The sequence below is a fragment of the Nocardioides sp. genome (genome assembly GCF_024509035.1).
In the GTDB taxonomy this organism is placed as follows: Bacteria; Actinomycetota; Actinomycetes; order Propionibacteriales; family Nocardioidaceae; genus Nocardioides.
In genome coordinates, this window is sequence record NZ_JANINT010000431.1 from 1 (window position 1) to 1,516 (window position 1,516).

Sequence of the window (1,516 nt, forward strand, 5' to 3'; positions counted from 1 at the left end):
CCAGCGCGTTGCCGTGCTGCAGGCCGCCGTACCAGGGCAGCAGCACCGCGCCGGCGTCGGCCAGCCACGGCATCCGCACCGGGCCGCCCACGTCGAGGACGACGACCGTGTGCGGGTTGGCGGCGGTCGCGGCCGCGATCATGCCCTCCTGGTCGAGGGGGATGCTCGAGCAGCCCACCGACACGCACATCGCCGGGCGGAAGCCGAGGTCCGGGCGGTCGCTGCCCTCGGTGGAGCCGTCGGTCGCGACCACGACCACCTCGTCGGCCGCCGCAGCGGCAGCCTGCGCGTCGGCGGCGTTCGAGCCCTCCACGTACACGACGCGGTCGCCGTGGGCGCGCGCCGCCGTCGTGATGCCCTCGAGCGGGGAGACCAGCCGGGCGACCCCGGACCCGTGGGAGGAGCCGCCACCCGAGGTCGAGCTCGTGGCGCCCACGGGGTTCGCGGCCCAGCCGACCACCGCGATCGTGCGGCCGCCGTCGCGGCGGAACGGCAGCAGGCCGTCCCGGTTCTTCAGCAGCACGGTCCCCTCGGCCGCCACGGTGCGGGCGAGCTCGGTGTGCGGGGTCGAGACGTCGCTGAGGTACGGCTCCGGTCCGGGCTGGACCGGGTGCTCGAAGAGCCCGTGCTCGAACATCGGGCGCACCACGTTCCGGACCATGTCGTCGACCCGCGCCCGGGTGAGCGACCCGTCGGCGAGCGCGGCCCGGAGGTTGTCGGCGGAGAAGTACCGCTGGGGCAGCGGGGAGGCGTGCATCTCGAGGTCCAGGCCGGCCATCGCGGCCGGCCCGGTCGAGTGGGTGGCGCCCCAGTCGGACTCGACGAAGCCGTCGAAGCCCCAGTCGTCGCGCAGGTACCCGGTCAGCAGCCGCGGGTTCTCGCAGGCGTACGTGCCGCCGACGCGGTTGTACGAGCACATCACCGAGCCCACGTGCGCCTTCGTCACCGCGGCCTCGAACGCCGGCAGGTAGATCTCCCGACGGGTGCGCTCGTCGACCCGGACGTCGACGGTCATCCGGTCGGTCTCCTGGTTGTTGAACGCGTAGTGCTTGGCGCTGGCCAGCACCGGGTTGTCCTGGATGCCGCGGATGAACGCCGTGGCGGTGCTGGCGGCGAGGTGGGGGTCCTCGCCGAAGTACTCGAAGTTGCGGCCGTTGTACGGCGTCCGCGCGATGTTCATCCCGGGCCCGAGCAGCACGTTGATGCCCTTGGCGTACGCCTCCTCGCCGATCGCGCGACCGAGCCGCCGTTGGATCGCCGGGTCCCACGTCGACGCCTGGGCGACGCCGGAGGGGAACACCGTCGTGGCGACCTGGAGGCCGGCCACGCCGGACCCGGCGTCGCTGAGCACCAGGTCCGGCACGCAGAGCTCCGGGATGCCGTCCACGTGCCCGGCGGTCCCGTAGAACGCGAACCACGGTGGGTCGCTGAACGTCAGCATCCCGAGCTTCTGGTCCAGCGTCATCGCCGCGACCAGCGCGTCCGCGCGGTGGTCGGCGGAGTCGTGCGGGTCCAT

Annotated in this window: 1 protein-coding gene; it reads right to left on the reverse strand. The window is 73.5% G+C overall.

Going from position 1 to position 1,516, the window contains the following annotated elements; all coding sequences use genetic code 11:
- Nucleotides 1-1,516, reverse strand: a 1,516-nt coding sequence (locus Q0L15_RS23120; RefSeq protein WP_296607206.1) for a glycoside hydrolase family 3 protein, incomplete at both ends; no start/stop codon positions are given.